Raw genomic sequence first — 22,231 nt, 5'->3', positions numbered from 1 at the left:
GTCAGTGCACACGGAAAAAGCGGCCCTTGAGATGGCCGCCCGCCAGAATATTACCCTGCGCGGCGGCCGCCCGGAATCCGGCCGGGTTCGGGGAAAGCAGAACGACCCGAGGCGCAGGCCCCGGGTCGTCCTGAACCACAGCGGATCAGGCCAGCTCGCCGATCTCCAGCAGGTCGGTGACGAGGGCTGCGATGGCCGAGCGCTCCGACCGCGTCAGCGTCACGTGCCCGAAGAGCCCGTGCCCCTTCAGCGTCTCGATGACCGAGGCGATGCCGTCGTGGCGTCCGACGCGCAGGTTGTCGCGCTGGGCGACATCGTGGGTGAGCACAACACGCGAGTTCTGGCCGACCCGGCTGAGCACGGTGAGGAGCACATTGCGCTCGAGCGACTGGGCCTCGTCCACGATCACAAACGCGTCGTGCAGCGAGCGCCCCCGGATGTGGGTGAGCGGCAGCACCTCGAGCAGCCCTCGCGCGATGACCTCGTCGAGCACGTTCCCGGAGACGACGGATCCGAGGGTGTCGTAGACCGCCTGGCCCCAGGGATTCATCTTCTCGGCCTGGTCACCGGGAAGGTAGCCGAGCTCCTGACCGCCGACGGCGAACAGCGGACGGAAGACGATGATCTTCTTCTGCTGCTGCCGCTCCAGCACGGCCTCCAGGCCGGCGCAGAGCGCCAGGGCCGACTTGCCGGTGCCGGCTCGTCCTCCGAGCGAGACGATCCCCACCTCGGGGTCGAGCAGCAGGTCGATGGCGATGCGCTGCTCGGCCGACCGGCCGTGCAGACCGAAGACGTCGCGGTCGCCGCGCACGAGGCGCAGCTCGCCGTCGCCCGTCACTCGGCCCAGAGCCGATCCGCGCTCCGAGTGGATCACGAGTCCCGTGTTCACGGGGATGCCGATCACGTCCGCGTGCGAAGCCACCTCGCTCTCGTACAGGTCGGCCATCTCGTCGCCCGAGAGGTGCAGGTTCGCAACGCCCGTCCATCCCGAGTCGACCGCCTGCTCGGCGAGGTACTCCTCGGCGGAGAGACCGAGGGATGCGGCCTTCACGCGCATCGGGAGGTCCTTGGAGATCACCGTCACCTCCTGCCCATCCTGAGCGAGGTGCATCGCGACGGCCAGGATCCGGGTGTCGTTGTCTCCGAGGCGGATGCCGCTCGGCAGCACGGTCGCGTCGGTGTTGTTGAGCTCGACGCGCAGCGTGCCGCCCTCCCCCACGGGCACAGGGAAGTCGAGGCGGCCGTGCTCGATACGCAGCTCGTCGAGGTGGCGCAGCGCCTGCCGGGCGAAGTAGCCGAGCTCCGGGTCGTGCCGCTTGCCCTCCAGCTCGGTGATCACCACGACCGGGATCACGACCGAGTGCTCGGCGAAGCGGAAGAACGCTCGCGGGTCGCTGAGGAGCACCGACGTGTCGAGCACGTAGGTGCGAAGCGCCTGCGCGTCGCTCTGGGTGGAGACCTCGTGTGCTCCGGTCTCGCGATCGGTGCTGCTGCGACGGCCGGCCTGCGTTGAAGTGCTCATGGTCACGCCACTCCCGACCCGGGATACTCCCGGCTTCGACGAGTCGACCTGGGGCCACGAGTCGCAGTCCCAGATGGCCGACTCGACCGGGCGCCTTGCCCGATGCGGAAAGTCTCACCCTCGGGAGCGCGAATTACAAGAGTGTGATTTGCGCGTTCACAAGAACGTCACGCGACGATCCGAACCGCGACTCAGCGCTGCTGCGCGTAGGCCGCGCAGGCCTCGTCCAGGAGGCCCAGCGTCTCGTCGTCGGTGCCGACGTGCGGCGCGACACGCACGATGCCCGACCGCGCCGTGACGGTCACACCGCGATTGGCCAGCTCGGCGCCCAGTGCCGCGACGTTGTCAGGCGCGAGCGCCACGATGCCCGCGCGGCGCTCGGGGTCGAGCGGACTGGCGACGCGGATGTCGTGTCGCTGTGCGATCTCGATGACCCGCTCGGTGCGCTCGGTCAGGGCTTCCTCGATCACGGGGACGGACACCTCCGCGATCTCGGACAGCGCGATCGCGAGGCGCGCCGCGGCGAGCGCGTCGCCGCGGGCGACCGTGTAGGCGTTCGCATCCGCCGCCGGAGCCGGCACCTCATCGACGGTCAGGCCGCCCTCGACGCCGTGGTGGCCCGACAGGACCGGCGCGATGCGCTCGCGAGCGTGCGCGTTGAAGGTGGCGAAGCCGGAGCCGCGGCCGGCGCGCAGCCACTTGTAGCCATGGCCGGCGATCACATCGGCGGCGCCCCAGTCGGCGTCGACGACGCCGAAGCCCTGGATCGCGTCGACGATCAGCAGGCGATCCGGGCCCAGCGCTTCGCGCAGGCCAGTGAGGTCGGCGCGATAGCCGGTGCGGAAGTCGACGAGGCTCACCACGAGTGCGGTCGTGTCCTCCTCGAGCTGGTCGGCCACCGCCTCCGGAGTGACGAAGCCGTCCGTCGTCTGCAGCCACTGCGGGCGGATCCGGCCGAGCGCGTCCGCGGCGCGGGTGATCACCGTGGGGATGGCGGGGAACTCCGCCGGCGACGCCAGCACTCCCCCGCCGAGGCCGTACACGGCGTGCATCAGGCCGTATGCCGTCGACGGCTGCAGCGTCACGGCCTCGATCGGCAGGCCCAGGAGACCGGCGATCGCGGTCCTCGCCTCGACCTCACGCTCCTCCACGTGCGCGATGCTGCTGGATCGCCCGGTGCCGAGCATGCCCAGGTCGGCCACGACCTCGTCGCGCACCGTGGAGGACAACGGTCCGAAGGCCGCCCAGTTGAGGTAGCCGGGTTCCCCGTCGAACGTCGCGCGGTACTCCTCGATGGTGCTGATCACACCGACATTCTGGCAGGATCAGCTGTCGATCACCCGGAAACGGTCGCGTCAGCTGCCGAAACGCCGATCGCGCTTGGCGTAATCGCGGATCGCTCGCAGGAAGTCCACTTCGCGCAGGTCGGGGCCGAGCGCCTCGACGAAGTAGAACTCGCTGTGCGCGCTCTGCCAGACGAGGAAGTCGGAGAGCCGCTGCTCACCGCTCGTGCGGATGACGAGATCCGGATCCGGCTGCCCGCCCGTGTAGAGATGCTCGCCGATCGATTCCGGCGTGAGGTTCTCGGCCAGCTCCTCGAGCGTGCCGCCGCGCTCGCTGTGCGCGGCGATGATGCGTCGCACGGCATCCACGATCTCGTGGCGTCCGCCGTAGCCGACGGCGAGGTTCACGTGCAGCCCGCCATGCCCCGTGGTGCGGCGCTCGGCGTCACCGAGCGCGTCGGCGAGGTCCTCGGTCAGCAGCTCGGTGCGCCCCGCGTGCTGCACACGCCAATCGGGGCTGTCGGCGAGGTCACGCGCCAGCTGGGCGATGATGTCGATCAGCTCGGCGAGCTCGGCCGAGTCGCGCTTGCGGAGGTTGTCGTTCGAGAGCAGGTAGAGCGTCACGTGCTTCACACCGAGGGCGTCGCACCAGCCGAGGAACTCGATGATCTTGGCGGCTCCCGCACGGTAGCCGTGCGCGACGGAGTCGTATCCGAGCTGGCGGGCCCACCGGCGATTGCCATCGATCACCATCGCCACATGCTCGGGCACCGACCCCGCCGTGATCTGGCGCCGCAGGCGCGAGCTGTACAACCGGTACAGCGGTCCGCGGCCCTCGCCCTGACGCATCGTTCGCACCCCCTTACGCTACTCCGCACGTCCCTGTGTGCCGCGCAGGGCATGCGTGCCGACGTACCCTCGGAGCATGACGCAGACGCCGCAGGACGACCCCACCTCCGTGGATGGCGTCCCCCAGCTTCCGCTGCTCGACGACGCCGTCGCGAACGACGCCGTCCCCGAGGCCAAGCCGACGTGGCGGGGATGGCTGCATGCCGCCACCTTCCCGATCGCGCTGGCGGCTGGGATCGTGCTGATCGTGCTCGCAGAAGGTGCGGCCGCCAAGTGGGCTGCCGCCGTGTTCATGACGTCCTCGCTGCTGCTGTTCGGCAACTCGGCCGTCTACCACCGCTTCAACTGGGGCCCCACCGTGCACGCGGTCCTCCGGCGCATCGATCACGCGAACATCCTTCTTCTGATCGCCGGCACGTACACGCCGCTCGGCGTCCTGGCGCTGCCGCCGGGCAAGGGCGCCCTGCTGCTGACGGTCGTCTGGACCGGCGCGATCCTCGGCATCCTGTTCCGTGTGCTCTGGCTCGGCGCCCCGCGCTGGATCTACGTGGCCCTGTACCTCGCCCTCGGCTGGGCGGCCGTGATGTACATCGTCGATCTCACGCAGGCCAACTTCGCCATGATGGTGCTCGTCATCGTCGGCGGCCTGCTCTACACCGCCGGCGCCGTGATCTACGCGATGAAGCGTCCCAACCCCTGGCCGGGCCACTTCGGCTTCCACGAGATCTTCCACGCGTGCACCGTGCTCGCCTTCCTGTGCCACTGGACGGCGGCGCTGCTCATCGCCCTCTCCCCGTACCCGGGGTCGCTCGGCGGCTGAAGCGCGCCGCTCAGGCGGTACGACGCAGAGGGGCGGCGGGGCCGTCTTCCGGGTCGTCCGCCCGCGTCGCCTCGGCTCGCGTCACCTGAGCTCGCGTCGCCTCGGCTCGCGTCACCTGAGCTCGCGTCGCCTCGGCTCGCGTCGCCGCGTCGCGGTACAGGCGCTTGGTCGCACCGAGCACCGCGTCGGCACGGCGCATCAGCGAGCCCGCGGTCTCGCGTCCGCGCACCGTCGCGGTGCCGCTCGTCCACGGATCGGCAGCCGAACGCCGCAGGCGCTGCACAATGTGCGCGGCTTCCACGGCATCGCAGTCGGGCAGCGCGATCACGAACTCGTCGCCGCCGATCCGGCCGATCACATCCTCGGGCCGCAGCTGCGCACGCCAGTCGGCGACGGCCCGGCGGAGCGCATCGTCGCCGCGCTCGTGCCCGTGCGTGTCGTTGAGCTGCTTGAAGCGGTCGAAGTCGATCGCGACGACGGTCAGCGGCCGCCCCGTGCGACGCGATCGCTGCACCAGCTGCCCGATGCGGTCCTCCGAGCCCCAGCGGTCCAGCGCGCCCGTGAGCTCGTCGAGGTGCACGAAAGCGAGCAGCCGACCCCGCACGGCCGAGACCACCTCGAGCAGCGCCCAGGCGACGATCACGGCGATCCCGAAGCCCATGGCGCCGGTCGGAGAGATCGTCGTGCCCGGGGCCCCCGGAAGGGCGTGCACCACGATGCCCGCCACGGCGGCGAGCGCGGGCGCGACGAAGAGGCCGCGGGCCGTGGCCGTGTGCCAGTACGCGGCCAGGAGGATCGCGAGGATCTGGACCCCGGTCACGGAGACCGCGATCGATGACATGTCGGTCGCGGCGACGATCCGGGCGAAGACGGTGAAGGCCGTGATGAGCACCCACAGACCCACCAGCGCCCGGCGCAGAGCCGCGCCGCTCTTCAGCGCGGCGACGAGCACAAGGCCCCCGGCGGCCAGATCCGCCGCGGCTGCGACGCGCAGCGCCACCGCTCCCTGCACCAGGTCGGGAATCGCCGCCACCGCCACGATCGCGGCGGCGCCGACGGCCGCGCGCACGAGCGCCGCCGACCAGTCGTCGTTCGCCACCGACTGCACCGCTCGCGAGGAGTGCAGCACACGCTCCGCGCGGGCCGCCGCGACCCCCTGCCCCTGACGTCGCGTCGATCCCTCGCCTCGCTTGTCGCGATAGAGCTGCACGTCCGCCTCGCGCACCGCGACGTCGAGACCGCGCCTCGCAGTCAGCGGCGCCAGTCCCGCGCTGAAGGCGTGTGGGGTGACGGCGCGCAGACGGCGCAGCATACGGCGCGCCGCACCGCGGTCGACCGCCTCGACGATGACGACGAACTCGTCTCCGCCCCACCGACCGACCACTCCCATCCGGCCGAGCGCCTGCGTCCACGCCGACGCGCATTCGCGCAGCAGGCGGTCGCCCGCGCCATGGCCGTACCGGTCGTTGATCGGCTTCAGCCCGTCGAGATCGATCGCGATCACCCAGTGCGACGTCTGCTCACGCGCCCCCTCGTCCAAAAGTGCCGGCACGGCCAGGCGCAGCGCGCGGCGGTTCAGCAGGCCAGTGAGCGGATCCGTCCGCAGGGCCGCACGCAGGCGACGACGCACCTGCAGCGACACCTCCACGCCGAACAGGCTCACCGCGAGCACCGTGCCGATCGCCCAGAGCGCACGCGCGTCCGCGAACCCGCCCTTCGCCGCGGCCAGGGAGAGCACGCCCAAGAGCACGGTCAGGCTGGCGATTCGCGCCGCGATGGGCGGCACCGTCCAGCCCAGCGCGACCGACAGCGGCGCGAGCATGCAGATCATGGCGAGCACCACGCCGAACTCGCTCGCGGACGCGACGCCCGCCGCCAGGCCGGTGGCGCTCGTCGCGGCGGCGAGCAGGCACAGCCACGCGCTGGATGACATCACATCGAGCGCGACGATCTGCGCTCCGACGCTCGCTCGGGCAGCGGTCGTGGGGCGGGTCGCGCGGTCGGGTACACGCGTCATTCGGGTCTCCGGTGCCGGTGAGAGCGGGCCGGGAGTTTCTCGTCTTGGGTCATCAGATCGGGGGAGATCTGCCCATAGAGTACTACGGCACCCATCTCGTCCCCGGCTCGCGGGTAGGATACGCTCGATATTCCGGCTGGCCCTCTAGGGAAGTGACCCCATGCAAGATGCAGCGATCGCGCGCCGCGTGATTCCGCCGCACGAGATCCACTTCCAGTGCATGGTCCATCTCGAGTCGGAGACGATCATCGGCTACGAGGCGCTCGCCCGCTTCGCCGATGGCCGCTCGCCCCAGGACCACCTCACCGAGGCGGTCCATGCAGATCAGCTCGTGGAGCTGGAGCTGGCGCTGCTGCGCAGCGCGGTGATCGCGGCCGAGGCCATTCCCCCCGAGTACGCGGTGACCCTCAACGCGTCGGCCGAGACCATCGACTCCCCCGTTCTCGAGACGCTGCTGCCGACGGGGCGCCTGTGGGGCATCGAGCTCGCCGAGACGTCGCGCCCCGAGTCCGACGACCGCCTGCGCCGCCGCACCCACGATCTGGGTGTGCTGCTGCTCATCGACGACGCCGGTAGCGCCAACGCCACCACCGAGTGGGTGAACGTGCTGCACCCCGACATCGTCAAGATGGATCGACGGCTCATCCAGACCGCGTGCTACGACGCGGCTGCACACCGTGAACTCGATCTCTTCCTCGAGACGGCTCGCGCGATCGGCGCCACAACCGTCGCCGAGGGTGTGGAGACCGAGGAGCACGTGCAGCTCGCGCGCACCGCAGGCATCGACTACGCGCAGGGGTGGCACTTCGGGCGCCCCGCCCCCTACGCCGCCTGACGCACCGCGGAGGGCCGGATCAGATCGGCGCGTCCGGGTGAATCGAGCGGGTCTCGCTGCGACGCGACCGCCCGCTCCACGGGAGCCGCACCTTCGGAAGGATCTTGACCGTCGCCAGCGCGACGTACATCAGCGTGTTCACCGCGACGAAGGCCGCGAGAACGGCGAACCAGTCGCTGGTGAGAAAGCTCTCGGGCAGCAGCAGCCCCGCGTCCACGATCATGCGCTCGCCCCGTCTCGCGTCACGGCGGTGCCGTGGGTCCACTTCGCCTCGCGGCGGAAGGTCATGTCGATGATCCCCTTGACGAAGACGACGTCGAGGAAGAGGTCGAAGATCGCCTCAGGCAGCACGAGCACCGCGAGCACCCGGGCGCGCCACCCTCCCCGCCAGACCGTGACCAGACGTTCGAGCGAGAAGACGCACCCCAGGGCGATCCAGAACGGGAACCACACCCAGGTGTCCATCGACACGATCATCAGGATCAGCAGCACGAAGTACGACGACAGCGCGATGACCGAGTAGCCGATGCCGATCTGCTGTGCCCAGTAGCGCACGCTCACGGGTGTCACGCCGTACGCCGCGAGGTTCTCGATCGCGCCACGCTGCCAGCGCAGGCGCTGACGCCACAGCGCGCGCCAGGTGGGCATCAGCTCCGTGACCACGGTGCACTCGCGCGGCGAGAGCGTGAGCCCGCCGAGGGTCTTGATCGCCAGGGTGAGCTCGTTGTCCTCGGTGAGGGCGATCGTGTCGTAGACATCGCCCGGAACCCCGGGAAGCAGCGTTCCTCGCGACTCCGCGACCGTGCGAAGGGCCTCCGGACGGAACACGGTCGCGGTGCCGCTCAGCACGAACACCCGCCCGCGGCGACGCTCGATCTCGAGCGAGTAGCGCGTGTACTCGTTGCGCTGCATCAGACCGAGAAGCCCATGGCCCGGCTCGCCGAGGAACAGGCCGCCGACCGCCATCAGCGCGCGGTCGTTCGTGAGGTACCGCCGTGCGGTCTCGAGGAAGACGTGGTTCGCGAGCTGAGTGTCGGCATCCATCACCATGATCGCGTCGTTGCGCCCCGCATCCGGCAGGATCACCGTGAGCACCTGGTTGAGGCCGCCCGCCTTCTTGTGCGCGTTGGCGACGGTCTCGAACACCTCGACGCCCGCCGAGCGTGCGATCTCGACCGTGCGATCCGTGCAGTTGTCGGCCACCACGATGATCCGCTCGGGCGGGGTGGTCTGCGAGCGCAGCGACGCGATCGTCTCGCCGATCGCGTTCTCCTCGTTGTGTGCGGGGATCACGACCGTGATCGTCACATCGCCGAGGAACACGCCCCGCGTCTCCGCCATCACGCGACGCGGCGCGAGCGGCCGCTTCTCGACGCCGGGGTCGGTGCGGCGGAAGGCCTTCACCACGGTGTCCTCGAAGAGCGCGATGCCGACCCCGGCGATCACGGCGAGGACGAGCGCGCCCACGATGATCAGGACGGCAGGCGCATGCAGGTCGTAGCGGACCGTGAGCCCCCAGAGCGGCAGCGAGTCGGGATCCCAGAACGGCCGCACGTTAGTTGCGGCGAGAAGACCCCACAGGGCCGCCGCCGCCGCGATCGTCAGGCCGAGGATCGCGAGCCCGGCGAATCGCTCGAGCTTGCCCGCTTCCTTCGAACGTGCCATCGGCTTCCTCCCCCTGCCCGCGGGCTGGAGGCGCACCCGACGGACCTCTGCATGCTACTGCCCGCGCGTCTCGCCGGTCCCGCGATGCGGCTCGTCGCCGCCCGGATTCGCGCTCTTCGGGCCTTCCGTCTCCTGGGCGGACTCCCGGGCCTCGGCCTCCTCGGCGTCCAGGGCCTCGTTGGCCTCGGCGCGATAGCGCGTGTTGCGCACGCGGCGCAGCATGTCCATCACCAGGAGCGCCACGATCACGACGAGGATCGCGATGACCGCGAATCCCTCGAACCCCGGAGTGACGATCGAGGGATCCGGGCCCTCGGTCGGAAGGGGGGTGGGGGTCGCCGCGAGAGCGTGCATACAGGGCTCCTGTTCTAGCCTGGAGGTACCAGCCTAGCTTTCGCCGCCGGGCCTGACTTTCCGGAGATCCATGACCACGCAGGCCCAGCTCGACGATCGCTACGGCCGCACCCGCGACCCGCGCAGGCGCCGGATCGCCTGGGTCGCCGTGATCGCGGCCGCCGCGCTGCTCGTCGGATGGTTCGGGTGGAACACGGTGGCGACCGAGATGGACGCCGTCGGCGTGGACGGCCACGGCTTCACGGTGGTCGACGAGCGCTCCGTGGAGGTGAGCTTCCAGTTCACGGCGCCGGCCGGACGCTCGGTGGCGTGCGCGGTGCAGGCCCTCAGCGAGGACTTCGGCGTGGTGGGCTGGAAGATCGTGCAGTACGAGGCCGCCGACAGCCGTCACCAGCGTCACGTCGAGACGGTGCCCACGGTCGCCGAGGCCACGACGGGTTTGGTCGAATCGTGCTGGGTCACGTAGTCTGACGCCCAAGAAACCCTTGACGCCCCGGCACGACGCCGGGGCGTCTTGCACTATCTCCGACGGATCATCTCCGCAGACATGAAGGGGGCCATCGTGTCGAACTTCCTCACTCAGGAGGCGTACGACCGCCTCGCCGCCGAGCTCGAGCAGCTCTCCACCACGGGCCGCGAGGAGATCGCGAAGCGCATCGAGATCGCCCGCGAAGAGGGTGATCTCAAGGAGAACGGCGGCTATCACGCGGCCAAGGACGAGCAGGGCAAGATCGAGATGCGCATCCGCGACCTGCAGGCGCTGCTGAAGGGCGCCGAGGTGGGCGAAGCCCCCGAGTCCGACGGCACGGTGCAGTCGGGCACGGTGGTGACCGCGATCGTTCTCGGCGACGAGGAGCGTTTCCTGCTCGGCAGCCGCGAGATCGCGGGCGGCACCGACCTCGACGTCTACAGCGAGCAGTCCCCGCTGGGCGCCGCCATCCTGGGACTCCGCGAAGGCGAGAAGACCACCTACACGGCTCCCAGCGGCAAGTCGATCGCGGTCGAGATCGTCAAGGTCGAGACCTTCACCGGCTGATCACGTCGTCACACGGCGAAGGCCCCGTTCCACGGCGGAACGGGGCCTTCGGCGATTCCGGGTCAGTCCGGCAGCACCTCGGGCCGGAAGCCCGCGTCGCGCAGGATCTGGAGCGTGAGCTCGCGGTGATCCTGGCCCCGGGTCTCCACGGAGATCTGCAGCACGACCTCGCTGATCTGCAGCCCCTGTCCGTGCCGCGTGTGCAGCACCTCGATCACGTTCGCGCCGGCCTCGGCGAGCAGCTCGGACACACGAGAGAGCTGACCCGGGCGGTCCGGAAGCGGGATCCGGATCGTCATGTAGCGTCCCGAGGCGGCGAGACCGTGTGCGACCACGCGCTGCAGCAGCAGAGGGTCGATGTTGCCGCCGGAGAGCACAGCCACGGTGCGGCCCGCCGAGTGCACCTTCCCGGCGAGGATCGCGGCCACTCCCACCGCGCCGGCGGGCTCGACGACGACCTTGGCGCGCTCGAGGAGCACCAGCAGAGCGCGCGCGATGTCGTCGTCCGAAACCGTGACGACCTCGTCCACCAGCTCCTTGATGATGGCGAAGGGCACGTCCCCCGGGCGCCCGACCAGGATGCCGTCGGCGATCGTGGGCTTCGTGTCGACCTGCACCGGGCGCCCCTCGGTCAGCGACTGCGGGTACGGCGCCGCGTTCTCGGCCTGCACGCCGATCACGCGCACGGTGCGGCCCTCCGCCGCGGCGCGGGCCTTGGCCGCCGCCGCGACGCCGGCGATGAGTCCGCCGCCGCCGATGCCGAGCACGATGGTCTCGACATCCGGCGCGTCGTCCATGATCTCGAGCCCGAGCGTGCCCTGGCCGATGACGACATCACGGTGGTCGTAGGGGTGGATCATGATCGCCCCCGTGCGCTCGGAGTGCTCGAGCGCACGCTCGAGGCCGACGGCGACCGTGGGGCCCTCCAGCACGACCTCGGCGCCGTAGCCGCGCGTCGCGAGCAGCTTGGGCACGGGCACACCGAGCGGCATGTAGATCGTGGCCGGGATGCCCAGCTGCTGCGCGGCGAGCGCGACGCCCTGCGCGTGGTTGCCGGCCGAGGCGGCCACCACCCCGCGTGCGCGTTCCTCGGCCGTGAGGCGCGAGAGTCGGTAGGTGGCACCGCGCACCTTGAAGGAGCCCGTGCGCTGCAGATTCTCGAGCTTCAGGCTCACCGGGGCGCCGAGCACCTCGCTGAGGTGCAGCGAGTACTCCAGAGGCGTGTGGTTGATGACACCCTCGAGGCTGCGCGCGGCCTCCTCGATCTCGGACAGGGCGGGAATCGTGGGGAGCGCGTCCGTGGCGGAGGCTGCGGGCTGGACAGGATCGACCGTGGTCATTCGGCGCTCCCCTTCGTCTCGGTGTTCGGCTCGGTGTTCGGTTCGGTGTCGCTCTCGGACAGCATCGTCCCGGTTCGGGATCGCGCCGGCCCCGGGGCTCGCGGGCCGATGGTCTTGGGGACCGTGTCCCAGATGAGATCGCCGTGCGGCCGTCCACCCGTGCGCCAGGAGCCGGACGACAGCGTCACAGCCACCACGTTCACGAATGCGGCCAGGGGCACCGCGAACAGCGCGCCGGGGATGCCGGCGATCATCGATCCGCCCGCCACCACCATCACGACGGCCAGCGGGTGCACCTTGACCGCGGATCCCATCAGCAGCGGCTGCAGGACATGACCCTCGATCTGCTGCACGGCGAGCACGACCGCGAGCATCGCGAGGGCGATCCAGGGCCCGTTGTAGACGAGCGCGATGAAGACGGCCACCGTGCCGGTGAGGATCGCGCCCACGAGAGGCACAAACGAGCCGAGGAAGACGAGCACGGCGATCGGGATCGCCAGCGGCACCTGCAGCAGGAACGCTCCGAGGCCGATGCCGACGGCGTCGATGGTGGCGACCAGCATCTGGGTGCGCGCGTAGTTGACGACCGTCTGCCAGCCGTTGCGACCGGCGATATCCACGGCGCGGCGTGCCGAGGTCGGGAAGAGGTGCACCGCCCATCTCCAGATGCCGCCGCCGTCGGCGAGGATGCAGATGAGGGCGAAGAGGGCCAGCAGGGCCCCGGCCGCCACGTGCCCGACGGTCGAGCCCAGGGCGAGCGCGCCGCTCCAGAGCGCCGCGGACTGCTCCTGCAGCAGCGCGAGCCCCTGATCGATGTACGTGTTGATCTCGCTCTCGGAGACACCGAGCGTGAGGAGGAAGGCTCGCAGCTCGTCGATCGCCTCGCCGGTGCGGGCACGGACATCCGGGAACTGCCGGGAGATCTGCCACGCCACGAGCCAGACGAGTCCCGCCACGATGGCCAGCGTTGCGATGAGCGTGACGGCGATCGCCGCCCATCTGGGCACGCGATGGCGCAGCAGCCAGGACATGGCCGGATAGACCAGCGCCGTCAGGAGGATCGCGATCAGCAGAGGGATGACGAGCAGCTTGAACTGGATGACCAGCCAGATGAGCACCGCGATGGCGCCCGCGATGACGAGCATGCGCCACGCGTACGCGGTCGCGATGCGCAGGCCGGCAGGCACCGGGGTGCCGGCCGGCGCGCTGGCCGGCACGTCGGGCGTGCGGGCGGCGTGCGTCCCTGCGGCTCGGGGGCGGAAGACGTCCCAGAATCCGGCGCGCGGCTTGTCTTCGCTCACGCGATCAGTCTAGAACCGGGCCATATGCGCCGCCGGAATATGTCGCGTCTGGCGGACGGTCCACCGCGATGTCGGTGGCCCTGGGTAGCGTGAGCCGGGTGAAGCAGCATCTGTCGCTCCCCGAAGCCCGCCGCATCGCCCTCGCGGCGCAGGGGTTCACCCGGCCGCAGCCGGCCTCGGTGGGGGCACGCCAGCTCAACGGCGCGATCGCGCGCATGGGCGTGCTGCAGATCGACTCGGTCAATGTGTTCTCGCGCTCGCACTACGTGCCGCTGTTCTCGCGCCTGGGCGCGTACGAGACCGCCGATCTCGATCGGCTCGTGCTGCGGCACGGCGCCGGAGGCAAGCCCCGCTCGACGGGCGCATACATCGAGTACCTCGCCCACGAGGCCACGTTCCTGCCCGTGGCTGACTGGCCGCTCTGGCGGTTCCGGATGGACGCGATGCGGGCCAAATACGGTGCGCCCGGCGGGTGGTATGCCGAGAACGCGGCGACGGTCGAGTGGGTGCGGGCCGAGCTCGCCGCACGCGGCCCGCTGCGTCCCGCCGAGATCGAGTCCGACGCCCATCGCGGGGCACGCGGGCCCTGGTGGGACTGGGATGTGGTCAAGCGCGCGCTCGAGATGATGTGGCGTTTCGGCGAGGTCGCCATCGCGGGCCGGCGCGGCTTCGAGCGCCGCTACGCGCTCGCCGAGCAGGTGGTGCCGTCGTCCGTGCTCGACCAGACGCTCTCCCGCGAGGACTCGATCCGCGAGCTCGTGCGGCGGGCGGCTCGTGCCTCGGGGGTGGCGACGGCGTCCGACCTCGCCGACTACTACCGTCTGCGAGACCGGAACGCCGTGCTCTCGTCCATCAGCGATCTCGTCGACTCCGGCGAGCTGGCTCCCGTCACCGTCGCGGGCTGGGCGAAGCCCGCCTGGGTGCACCGCGATGCCGCTCTTCCGCGACGGGTCGACGCGGCGACGATCCTGACGCCCTTCGATCCGGTGGTCTGGTTCCGTGAGCGAGCGGAACGGCTGTTCGACTTCGACTACCGCATCGAGATCTACACCCCGGCCGCCAAGCGGCGCTTCGGCTACTATTCGCTTCCCGTGCTGGTCGACGATCGCATCGTCGGGCGCGTCGACCTCAAGGCCGATCGCGCCGCGTCCACGCTGCGTGTGCAATCGGCGTGGTGGGAGGCCGATGTGGCGCCGTCCGCGGCAGAGCGCGTCGCCCGTGCGCTCCGCGAGGCCGCCGCGTGGCAGGGGCTGGAGCGCATCTCCATCTCCTCGTGGGGCGACGCGACCGACGATCTCGCCTTCGTCATGGCAGACGCAGCTCGCCACGAGCGCGTGCTCGATGCCCCGGCCGATCCGGAGCCCGAGGCGGCCTAGCGCCGCGCGAAGTCCGGCGCATGCTCGGGCCGGGCGCCGATCCCCACGAACAGCGCCGGGATCACGGTGAGCCAGGGCGCCACGCGCAGCACCCGCGCCAGGGACGCCGGAATCGACGGGGTCCATCCCGCGGCGAAGGCCCGTCGCATGCCGGCGTGGATCACGCGCTGCGCTGCCTGGGTCACGGCCGTCGGCATCCTGCGCCGTCGCTGCACAGCGGCCACGGCCGCATCGCTCATCCGCGCTTCCCGCAGCGGGTCTGCCAGCAGCGTCGCGGCGGCGACGCCGTCCTGGACCGCGAGGTTCACCCCCACCCCGCCTGCCGGTGACATCGCGTGCGCAGCGTCGCCGATGCACAGCACACCGCGGGACCACCAACGGCGCGCGCGATCGAGCTTCACATCAAGCGCGTGCACATCGGAGAACCGGATCCGCTGCGCGGGCTCCGCGAGCTCCGGCACCGCGGCGGCGACCTCGGCGCGGAACACATCGATGCCGCGGCTGCGCAGCGCGGCTTCGGTCCCCTTCGGGATCAGCATCGCCGCCTGCACGTAGTCGCCACGAGGGATGAGCACAAACAGCCTTCCACCGGCGCCGCGAGGGATGAGATTGCGCCCCACGTCGATCGGGGTGCCGTCGTCACCGCGCGCCGCGATGCGGAACCACAGCACGTCGAAGGGCACGGGGTATCTGCGCATCGGGATGCGAGCCAGCCGTCGCACGACGGAGTCGCGTCCGTCGGCGGCGATCGTGAGCGATGCCTCGAGCTCGCCGCGCTCCCCCGTCGCGTTGTCGATGAAGCGCACCCCCGTGATCCGCCCGTTGCGGTGAAGGAGCCCGGTGACCTCTGTCCGCATGCGCAGCCGGAAGTGCGGCTCGTCCCGCCCGGCCTCGGCCAGCAGATCGAGGAAGTCCCATTGCGGTGCGATCGCGATGAAGGGATACGGATGCCACAGCCGGCGGAAGTCTCCGACCGTCACCCGCTCGCCGTTCGCATCCGGCACCTGCACCGCCTCGAGACGGGAGTACGGGATGCGCTGGAACCGCTCGATCAGCCCCAGTTCGTCGAGGAGCAGCTGCGTGGACGGGTGGATGGTGTCGCCGCGGAAGTCACGGAGGAAGTCGGCATGCTTCTCGAGCACCGTCACGGCGACGCCCGCCCGCGCCAGCAGGAGCCCCGCGACCATCCCTGCCGGTCCCCCTCCGACGACGATGCACCCGGTTCTCTCGCTCATGCCGACAGCCTGGCCCGCCGACGCGCCCACGGGAAGGGGCCAGCGGATCCGCCTGGCGCGAACACCCCTGCCGGGCACGGCCCGGCATGGGCAGACTGCGAGCATGCGACTCCTTGTGCTGGGCGGCACCGTGTTCCTGTCCCGTGCGGTGGCGGAGGCGGCGATGTCCCGCGGTCACCACGTCACCACCGCGAGCCGCGGGGTGACGGGCGCGCCGCCCGCGGGCGTGGATCACGTGACGACCGACCGCGACGCTCCCCTCCCCGCTGCGCTGACCGGGCCCGCGTTCGACGTGGTCGTCGACGTCTCGCGGCGCCCCTCCCAGGTGCGCTCGGCGCTCGCGCAGCTGCGCGCGTCGCACTGGATCTTCGTCTCCTCGATCAGCGCGTACGCGGATGAGGCGACCCGTGACGGCGGACCCGCCACCTTGCCGCTGCATGAGCCGCTGTTCGACGACAGCGACGACCCGGAGGCGTACGGGCCGATGAAGATCGCCTGCGAGCGCCTGGTCGCCGAGGCCGCGCCGTCCCACACCATCGTGCGTCCCGGGCTCGTTGTGGGCCCCGGCGACCGCTCAGGCCGCTTCTCCTATTGGGTCGATCGGCTGCGCCGCGCCGCCGAGGGCGAGCCGGTGCTCGCACCGGGAGATCCGGATGATCCGGTGCAGGTGATCGACGTGCGCGACCTCGCCGATTGGATCGTGCTGCTGGCCGAGCGCCGCGCATCCGGCGTCTTCGATGCGATCGCCGCGCCGTCCCCCATCGGAGCGTTCCTCCGTGAGACGGCCGCGGGCGCAGGAGTGCGCCCGCGGTGGCACTGGGCGTCCCACGCGCAGCTCGAGTCCGCCGGCGTGCAGCCCTGGATGGGGCCGCGATCGCTGCCCCTGTGGCTGCCGAGGCCCGATTACGACGGCATGATGACGCATCGCGCCGGCCCGGCCGTCGAGGCCGGCCTCGTCGCGCGCCCGATCGCCGAGACCGCACGCGACACGCTCGCCTGGCTGCAGGCGACGCCCGGGGCGGTGCTGACCGGCCTCACCGCCGACGAGGAAGCAGACGTGCTCGCGACCCTCCGCTGAGCTAGTCGAGGTGGCGCAGGAACCGCCCCGGATCGTCGAGGAACACGCGCCACGCGCGTACGAGATCAAGGTCGTCGTACGCGACGCTTCGGATGCCCCAGTCGCCCAGCTCGTAGAGATCCGCGCCGGGAAAGGCCGCGAGAACCGGGGAATGCGTCGAGAGGACGACCTGGGAGCCCTGGGCGATCTGCTGGCGCAGCAGGGCGATGAGCGCGAGGCAGCCGGACATCGACAGTGCCGACTCGGGCTCGTCGAGCACCCACAGTCCCTGGAGGAAGTGTCGCTCCTCCACGAGTTCCAGGAACGACTCGCCGTGGCTGCGCTCGTGGAGCGGCGCACCGACACCCACCTCCTCGAGGTATGTGTAGAAGCCGTGCATGGTCTCGGCCCGCAGGAAGAATCCGCGGCGCGCGGAGCCCGGCCCGCGGCGCAGAGCGAGGTGCTCGGCCAGCGCGGACTCGGTCGCACGGGTCGAGTGCATCGCTCCGGTCGAACCGCCCTCGGGGTTCATCCCGTACGCGGCGGCGAGCGCCTCCACGATCGTCGACTTGCCCGCACCGTTCTCGCCCGTGAGCACCGTGACCGGGCCCAGGTCGAGGCCCTCGTCGAGCAGCTGCCGCACGGGAGCGAGACTCATCGGCCACCGTCCGCGCTCGGCACGCGCGTACGGCGACTCCTCGACCCGCTCCACCGGCAGCGCTCCGCGCCGCATCCGCCCCTTCTTCACACCGCGACTCTAGGACCGGCCGCCGACATCGCTCACCCGCGGTTCGGATCTCCGGTCCGATTCGCCGCCGGCAGACGGAACGGCCGCCCACCCCGAGGGGTGAGCGGCCGTCCGACACGGTGGCGCGTCAGAACTGCACGCGCGGCGGCTCGGCGATGGCCGCGCCATCGACGACCTCGAAGAACTCGCGCTCCGAGAATCCGAGGTTGCGGGCGAACAGATTGTTCGGGAACACCTTGATCTTGGTGTTCAGCTCGCGGACTCCGCCGTTGTAGAAGCGGCGCGACGCCTGGATCTTGTCCTCGGTGTCGATCAGGGCATGCTGCAACTGGAGATAGTTCTGGCTGGCCTGGAGCTGCGGGTAGGCCTCAGCGACCGCGAACAGGCTCTTCAGCGCCTGCTGCAGGTGCCCCTCCGCGACGCCCGCCTCGGCGGGGCCGCCGGCGGCAAGCGTCTCGGCGCGAGCGCGCGTGACGTTCTCGAACACCGCCTTCTCGTGTGCGGCGTAGCCCTTGACCGATTCGATGAGGTTCGGGATGAGGTCGGCGCGGCGCTTGAGCTGCACCGTGATGTCGCTCCACGCCTCATCGACACGCACGTTCAGCTGCACGAGCGAGTTGTACGTCGCCCACAGATAGACGCCCGCGATGACGAGAACAGCGAGGACGATGACGACTGGAATCAGCCATTCCATGAAGGAACCCCCTTGTGATTGGCCCCATCCTAGACGGCGCCCGTGAGCGCCCGCGTCGTCCATACAGGGGACGGGCAAATAGTTCCCAACGGTAAATATGAAGTACAGTAAATATATGGAACCGACCGTCCTCGATCACCTCCTCCACGTGAGCGAGCTCTTCCAGCGCGACATGGCCCGGGCTTTCGAGGGCACGCGTCTCACTCCCACGCGGGTGCAGGCGCTCTGGGTGCTGCAGCACGGCGGCCCCGCCACCCAGCGCGAACTGGCGAGCGCGATGTCGATCTCCGCGCGCCACATCTCCGGCATCATCGACGTGCTCGAGGCCGATGGCTACGTCGTCCGCACGCCCCATCCCCGCGATCGGCGTGCGACGGTCATCGAGCTCACGGACACGGCAGCGGCGCAGATGGCCACGATGCAGCGCGAGCACAGCGAGCTCGCCGCCACACTGCTCGATGCCGTCGCCCCCTCTGACCGCGCGGCTCTCGAACGCGGGGTGGCCGCCATCGCCGGCCGCCTGGCCGAACTCGTCGAGGCCGCGCAGCCCGCGGGGGAATCCGCGGAGACGGCGCGATGACCGCCGTCACCGAGACCGTCGGGCCCACCGTCTGGCAGAAGGGCGCCTCCCTCGCGAAGCGAGCCCTGCGGGTGGAGCTGCGCATCTACGCCAGCATCGGACGCGCGATCGCTCGCCGCCCCGCCGTGCCGCGCGACGGCGCCGGGTTCGCGTACCACGCGCCGATCCTGACCGTCCTCATCATCTTCATCGTCCTCTCGGCCGTGGAGATCCCGATCCTCGACCTGATCGTCCACCGGTGGCCTGTCGTGCGGATCTCGATGCTGGTGCTCGGGATCTGGGGACTGACCTGGATGATCGGCCTCCTGTGCGCCATGCTCATGCGCCCGCACACGGTCGGCCCCGAAGGCATCCGGGTGCGCGAGGGCCTGGAGCTCGACATCCCCCTCTCGTGGGACGACATCGCCTCGGTGGAGCTCGCGCGGCGCGTCGACGAGCAGAAGCGCCGAGGATCACCGAGGACGACGGGGTTCCCGCCCTCGCCGTGCGGATCGCGGACGAGACGAACATCCTCATCACCCTCGAGGGACCCACGCCGGTCACGCTGCCCGGAATCGGCCCGAAGGGCGGGGCGCACCCGGTCGAGCGCGTGCGGCTGTGGACCGACGACCCGAGGGGGTTCCTCCGCGAAGTCGCGCGTCACATCTGAACGCCCGCTATCGTCCGCCCGCTATCGTCCGCCGAGAAGCCTCCGATAGTCATCCGGCGTGGAGCGGGGCCCCTGCTGACGGTGGAGCTCGTCGAGCACCCGCCCCCTCTCCTCCGCGCTTGTGAGCACCCGGGCCAGGAGCGCCTTCAGCTCGTCTCCCGTCGCCAGCACGCGTGAGTGACGGGGCGCCTTGGCGCACCGGTCGAGCGCGAGCACAACCAGGTCGAGGTGATAGGCCGCCTTCACCACATCGAGCACGTGGGCGCCGGCGTTGATGTCGAGGTAGACGGACGCGCTGTCGAGCTCGGCGCGGATCCCACGGTGGGTGATGGTGGGGATCAGCACCAGGTTATCGTGCGTGCGCCGGAGATCCATCAGCCGATCGCTCATGAGCGTGAGCGCCGCGACCGAGAACGTCACATCCGGGAACTCCTCGAGCAGGTCGGCGAGGACGGGGATGTCGTCGCTGCTCGTGAGGGTGAACGCCCGTCGCGGGTCGTATCCGCGCTTGTCGGCGAACTGACCGAGGTGGGACAGGTAGGCGACCTCGACCCCGGTGTCCGGATGCTGCAGGGCCACGTCGCGCTGCAGGCTCTCGTCGAAGAAGACGATGCGCCGCAGGGCACGCGGTTCGTCGAGTTCGAGCAGCATGTTGCCGGGCAGCGCGCCCGCGACCGGCTCCTGCCAGAACAGGGTCGTGTTCGGGGCGTGCGCGCGCTGGCGCATGACGAACAGGGGGTACGAGAGCGAATTGATGAGCACGGAATCGTCGGCGAGGCCGTGGTCATCGAGGAAGAACGAGACGAAGTCGGTGAGCGAGCCGAAGACGCGACGTTCCCGGGCGGACTGCATCGTCACCGCCTTCGACGAGTGGTGCACCTCGATCTGCCACTCCCCCGGCCCCCGGTAGACGGTCTGATAGGCCATCCCGCCGCTGTGGTAGGTCGTCGCGTATCGGTTGCCGTAGCGGTCGTAGTGGTGGGTGTGGGTGGCCTGCCCATCCGGCGAAAGCCAGTCGACCCGCTCGACCTGACGGAACGAGTTCGGCTCGTAGTGGATCCGTCCGATCGTGATCCCTTCACGGAGGACCTCTGCGTAGACCTCCGGCCCCTGCCGGATCTCGCACCACGCCGGCACCGGCACCTCGTTGAAGAACAGCGGGTCGCCCTCGCGCTCGATGCCCGTGTATGCGGTGAAGGGACTCAGCGCTCCATCCGGCAGCTCGCCGTCGTAGTGGATGATGACCGGCGTGAACGCGATCTCCGCCGCCTCGAGCGACCGCATCAGTTCTCGCGTGGCGTCGTCGAACGCATCGAACAGCGCTAGCACCGCTCATCCTCTCCGAGCAGCTGCTCCCACAGCTCTCTGACGTGCGCCGACGTGTACGCCTGCGCTCTGCGCAGGCTCCGCTCCCGCAGGGCGTCGAGGGAGCCGGATGTCAGCACCTCGACCACCGCATCGGCAAGCGCGCGCACGTCGGCCTCCTCGGAGGTGTGAGGAACGAGCAGGCCGTTCACCCCCGGCTCGACCATCTCGCGATTGCCGTAGTCGACGTCGAAGCCGACGATCGGAAGGCACTCGGCGATCGCCTCGAGGAGGGAGAGGCCGAACCCCTCGGAGGTGGAGGCCGACAGGTACAGGGCGTACGTGCCCAGCACTCCCTCGAGCTTCTGATGCCCCATCAGACGCACGCAGTCCCGCGTCCCCGTCTCCTCGATCGCGGCCAGCAGCGGTTCGCGATCACCCTCGCCGTAGATGTCGAGCCGCAGGCCGGGCACGCGACTGCGAGCTTCTGCCACCGCGCGGATGAGCAGATCGAGGTGCTTCTCGTCGGCCAGGCGGCTGGCCGTGACAAGGGCGACCGGATCGTACGTCGGCGGCGTCTCCCGGACATCCACGAATCCGACCGGGATGCGCGCGACGCGGAACCCGTCGGCGGGCAGTCGTGAGGCGAGCTGCTGCCGAAGGACCTCCTCCTGGCGGTGTGTCGAGACCACGAAGACATCGACGAGGTCAGGGTGGCTGAAGACGTTCTCGTAGTGGTTGTTCCACAGCAGCACGCCGTCCTCGATCTGCTTGAGGTCGAAGTGCTCCGCATGCACGATCGAGAACAGCCGCCGCGGGCCGATCATCGGATAGATGCTGTCGATGACGTCCAGCGCGCGATCGACGATGACGATGTCGTCCTCGCGATCGAACAGGCCCTCGAAGACGAAGCGGAAGAACGCTGAGCGCCCCTCGAGGATCACGTCACCGGTGAACGAGCTCGGGCGGGACCGCCCCGGACGGGTCGGGGTGCGGTACAGGGGCGAAGCCGGAGTGATCACCGTACGGGAGATCTCGCCGTCCCGGTAGAACTGCTCCGCCGCGATCCGACCGTCCGGAGTGTAGAAGACCCGACGGGCCAGGGCTCCGCCCTCGAAGTGCTCCACGTTGTGGAGCGTCTCGTCGTAATGCTCCATACGCACCAGCTGCTCCCCCACGAGCGTCTCGACGCGATCGACGATCCCGCCGCTCAGGGTTCGGATCCGCAGGCGCACGGCCGGATCCGCGAGCACGATGTCGGTGTGATGGCGGAACGTCTGACGATCGATGAGCGGCTGAGCGATCGTGGCGATGTAGTCGGCCAGGAGCACCGTGGAGGGCAGCGTGGGGCGCCCGCTCACCAGGTTGTAGATCCAGAGCACCTGGTGACGCGGGATGCCGATCCGGTCGGAGAAGTAGCTGATGTGAGTGCCCATGTAGTCGGTGAAGACGTAATAGTCCTCCACCCACGGGATCTCGGCGAAGAGCTCCCGTCGATACAGCTGGGCATACTCGACCCCGCTCGATGCGAGGCCGACGGCCTTGTTGACGTTGAAGACGCGCAT

At 70.2% G+C, this 22,231-nt stretch carries 22 protein-coding genes; 8 read left to right on the top strand and 14 right to left on the bottom strand.

The genetic code is table 11. The features are described 5' to 3' along the window. Positions 1-145: 145 nt before the first annotated feature. From phoH2 to J5V96_RS01735, 3 genes are all read right to left on the bottom strand, one after another. The gene (phoH2, locus tag J5V96_RS01745) at positions 146-1,522 is read right to left on the bottom strand and encodes an RNA 5'-3' helicase PhoH2 (RefSeq protein WP_236014358.1); all 1,377 of its coding nucleotides are present in this window, start codon (positions 1,520-1,522) and stop codon (positions 146-148) included. A 191-nt stretch (positions 1,523-1,713) separates the two neighbouring features. Then, the gene (locus J5V96_RS01740) at positions 1,714-2,829 is read right to left on the bottom strand and encodes an aminotransferase class V-fold PLP-dependent enzyme (protein WP_307793199.1); all 1,116 of its coding nucleotides are present in this window, start codon (positions 2,827-2,829) and stop codon (positions 1,714-1,716) included. A gap of 48 nt (positions 2,830-2,877) precedes the next feature. Next, positions 2,878-3,654, bottom strand: coding sequence for an isoprenyl transferase (locus tag J5V96_RS01735; RefSeq protein ID WP_208500537.1), 777 nt, complete (start codon positions 3,652-3,654; stop codon positions 2,878-2,880). A gap of 76 nt (positions 3,655-3,730) precedes the next feature. On the opposite strand from J5V96_RS01735, the gene trhA reads away from it, so the two are divergent. After that, on the top strand, positions 3,731-4,474 hold the full coding sequence (gene trhA, locus J5V96_RS01730) for a PAQR family membrane homeostasis protein TrhA (protein ID WP_208499926.1): 744 nt from the start codon (positions 3,731-3,733) through the stop codon (positions 4,472-4,474). 10 nt (positions 4,475-4,484) lie between these two features. On the opposite strand, the gene J5V96_RS01725 is transcribed toward trhA, so the two are convergent. After that, the gene (locus tag J5V96_RS01725) at positions 4,485-6,491 is read right to left on the bottom strand and encodes a GGDEF domain-containing protein (protein WP_208499925.1); all 2,007 of its coding nucleotides are present in this window, start codon (positions 6,489-6,491) and stop codon (positions 4,485-4,487) included. A gap of 160 nt (positions 6,492-6,651) precedes the next feature. Between J5V96_RS01725 and J5V96_RS01720 the strand changes: the two genes are divergently transcribed. Further along, positions 6,652-7,326 carry an EAL domain-containing protein gene (locus J5V96_RS01720; RefSeq protein WP_208499924.1) on the top strand — a complete coding sequence of 225 codons (675 nt, stop codon included), beginning with the start codon at positions 6,652-6,654 and terminating at the stop codon, positions 7,324-7,326. A gap of 19 nt (positions 7,327-7,345) precedes the next feature. Here the strand turns inward: J5V96_RS01720 and J5V96_RS01715 are convergent, their stop codons facing one another. Genes J5V96_RS01715 through J5V96_RS01705 form a run of 3 tightly spaced genes read right to left on the bottom strand, consistent with a single transcriptional unit; the run spans position 7,346 to position 9,345 of the window. Then, the gene (locus tag J5V96_RS01715; RefSeq protein WP_236014357.1) at positions 7,346-7,549 is read right to left on the bottom strand and encodes a hypothetical protein; all 204 of its coding nucleotides are present in this window, start codon (positions 7,547-7,549) and stop codon (positions 7,346-7,348) included. After that, the gene (locus J5V96_RS01710; RefSeq protein ID WP_208499923.1) at positions 7,546-8,991 is read right to left on the bottom strand and encodes a glycosyltransferase family 2 protein; all 1,446 of its coding nucleotides are present in this window, start codon (positions 8,989-8,991) and stop codon (positions 7,546-7,548) included. Before J5V96_RS01710 ends, J5V96_RS01715 begins: the two co-directional genes overlap by 4 nt. A gap of 54 nt (positions 8,992-9,045) precedes the next feature. Next, positions 9,046-9,345, bottom strand: coding sequence for a hypothetical protein (locus J5V96_RS01705; RefSeq protein WP_208499922.1), 300 nt, complete (start codon positions 9,343-9,345; stop codon positions 9,046-9,048). Between the two features lie 70 nt (positions 9,346-9,415). Here J5V96_RS01705 and J5V96_RS01700 point away from each other — a divergent pair, with 70 nt between their 5' ends. Further along, positions 9,416-9,811: a DUF4307 domain-containing protein gene (locus J5V96_RS01700; protein ID WP_208499921.1), complete on the top strand. Its 396-nt coding sequence runs from the start codon at positions 9,416-9,418 to the stop codon at positions 9,809-9,811. Between the two features lie 81 nt (positions 9,812-9,892). After that, positions 9,893-10,381, top strand: a complete 489-nt coding sequence (greA, locus tag J5V96_RS01695; RefSeq protein ID WP_208499920.1) for a transcription elongation factor GreA — start codon at positions 9,893-9,895, stop codon at positions 10,379-10,381. A gap of 62 nt (positions 10,382-10,443) precedes the next feature. Here greA and ilvA read toward each other — a convergent pair whose 3' ends face one another. Continuing rightward, positions 10,444-11,721, bottom strand: a complete 1,278-nt coding sequence (gene ilvA / locus J5V96_RS01690) for a threonine ammonia-lyase (protein WP_208499919.1) — start codon at positions 11,719-11,721, stop codon at positions 10,444-10,446. Continuing rightward, entirely contained in the window at positions 11,718-13,022 is a 1,305-nt protein-coding gene (locus J5V96_RS01685; protein ID WP_372439921.1) for an AI-2E family transporter, read from the bottom strand. The genes ilvA and J5V96_RS01685 overlap by 4 nt, the downstream gene beginning before the upstream one ends. Positions 13,023-13,120: 98 nt before the next feature. On the opposite strand from J5V96_RS01685, the gene J5V96_RS01680 reads away from it, so the two are divergent. Then, complete coding sequence (locus J5V96_RS01680) at positions 13,121-14,398, top strand: winged helix-turn-helix domain-containing protein (protein ID WP_307793189.1); 1,278 nt, start codon at positions 13,121-13,123, stop codon at positions 14,396-14,398. Here J5V96_RS01680 and J5V96_RS01675 read toward each other — a convergent pair. Further along, the gene (locus tag J5V96_RS01675) at positions 14,395-15,633 is read right to left on the bottom strand and encodes an FAD-dependent oxidoreductase (RefSeq protein WP_208499917.1); all 1,239 of its coding nucleotides are present in this window, start codon (positions 15,631-15,633) and stop codon (positions 14,395-14,397) included. The genes J5V96_RS01680 and J5V96_RS01675 overlap by 4 nt on opposite strands. Positions 15,634-15,736: 103 nt before the next feature. Between J5V96_RS01675 and J5V96_RS01670 the strand changes: the two genes are divergently transcribed. Beyond that, the gene (locus J5V96_RS01670; RefSeq protein ID WP_208499916.1) at positions 15,737-16,711 is read left to right on the top strand and encodes an NAD-dependent epimerase/dehydratase family protein; all 975 of its coding nucleotides are present in this window, start codon (positions 15,737-15,739) and stop codon (positions 16,709-16,711) included. Between the two features lies 1 nt (position 16,712). Here the strand turns inward: J5V96_RS01670 and J5V96_RS01665 are convergent, their stop codons facing one another. Further along, positions 16,713-17,423, bottom strand: coding sequence for an AAA family ATPase (locus J5V96_RS01665; protein WP_208499915.1), 711 nt, complete (start codon positions 17,421-17,423; stop codon positions 16,713-16,715). Between the two features lie 142 nt (positions 17,424-17,565). Next, positions 17,566-18,132, bottom strand: coding sequence for a LemA family protein (locus tag J5V96_RS01660; RefSeq protein WP_208499914.1), 567 nt, complete (start codon positions 18,130-18,132; stop codon positions 17,566-17,568). Between the two features lie 115 nt (positions 18,133-18,247). Here J5V96_RS01660 and J5V96_RS01655 point away from each other — a divergent pair, with 115 nt between their 5' ends. Both J5V96_RS01655 and J5V96_RS01650 read left to right on the top strand, forming a co-directional pair. Next, positions 18,248-18,712: a MarR family winged helix-turn-helix transcriptional regulator gene (locus tag J5V96_RS01655; RefSeq protein ID WP_208499912.1), complete on the top strand. Its 465-nt coding sequence runs from the start codon at positions 18,248-18,250 to the stop codon at positions 18,710-18,712. Positions 18,713-18,783: 71 nt separating this feature from the next. Further along, positions 18,784-19,410 (top strand): hypothetical protein, encoded by a 627-nt coding sequence (locus J5V96_RS01650; protein ID WP_208499909.1) that lies wholly within the window; start codon positions 18,784-18,786, stop codon positions 19,408-19,410. Here J5V96_RS01650 and J5V96_RS01645 read toward each other — a convergent pair. Beyond that, positions 19,383-20,690: a glycosyltransferase family protein gene (locus J5V96_RS01645; protein ID WP_208499907.1), complete on the bottom strand. Its 1,308-nt coding sequence runs from the start codon at positions 20,688-20,690 to the stop codon at positions 19,383-19,385. The genes J5V96_RS01650 and J5V96_RS01645 overlap by 28 nt on opposite strands. Further along, entirely contained in the window at positions 20,684-22,231 is a 1,548-nt protein-coding gene (locus tag J5V96_RS01640) for a glycosyltransferase (RefSeq protein ID WP_208499905.1), read from the bottom strand. Before J5V96_RS01640 ends, J5V96_RS01645 begins: the two co-directional genes overlap by 7 nt.

Origin of the sequence: Microbacterium stercoris, from assembly GCF_017592545.1 — a bacterium.
Lineage (GTDB): Bacteria > Actinomycetota > Actinomycetes > Actinomycetales > Microbacteriaceae > Microbacterium > Microbacterium stercoris.
This window is presented reverse-complemented; position numbering and strand designations above follow the sequence as displayed.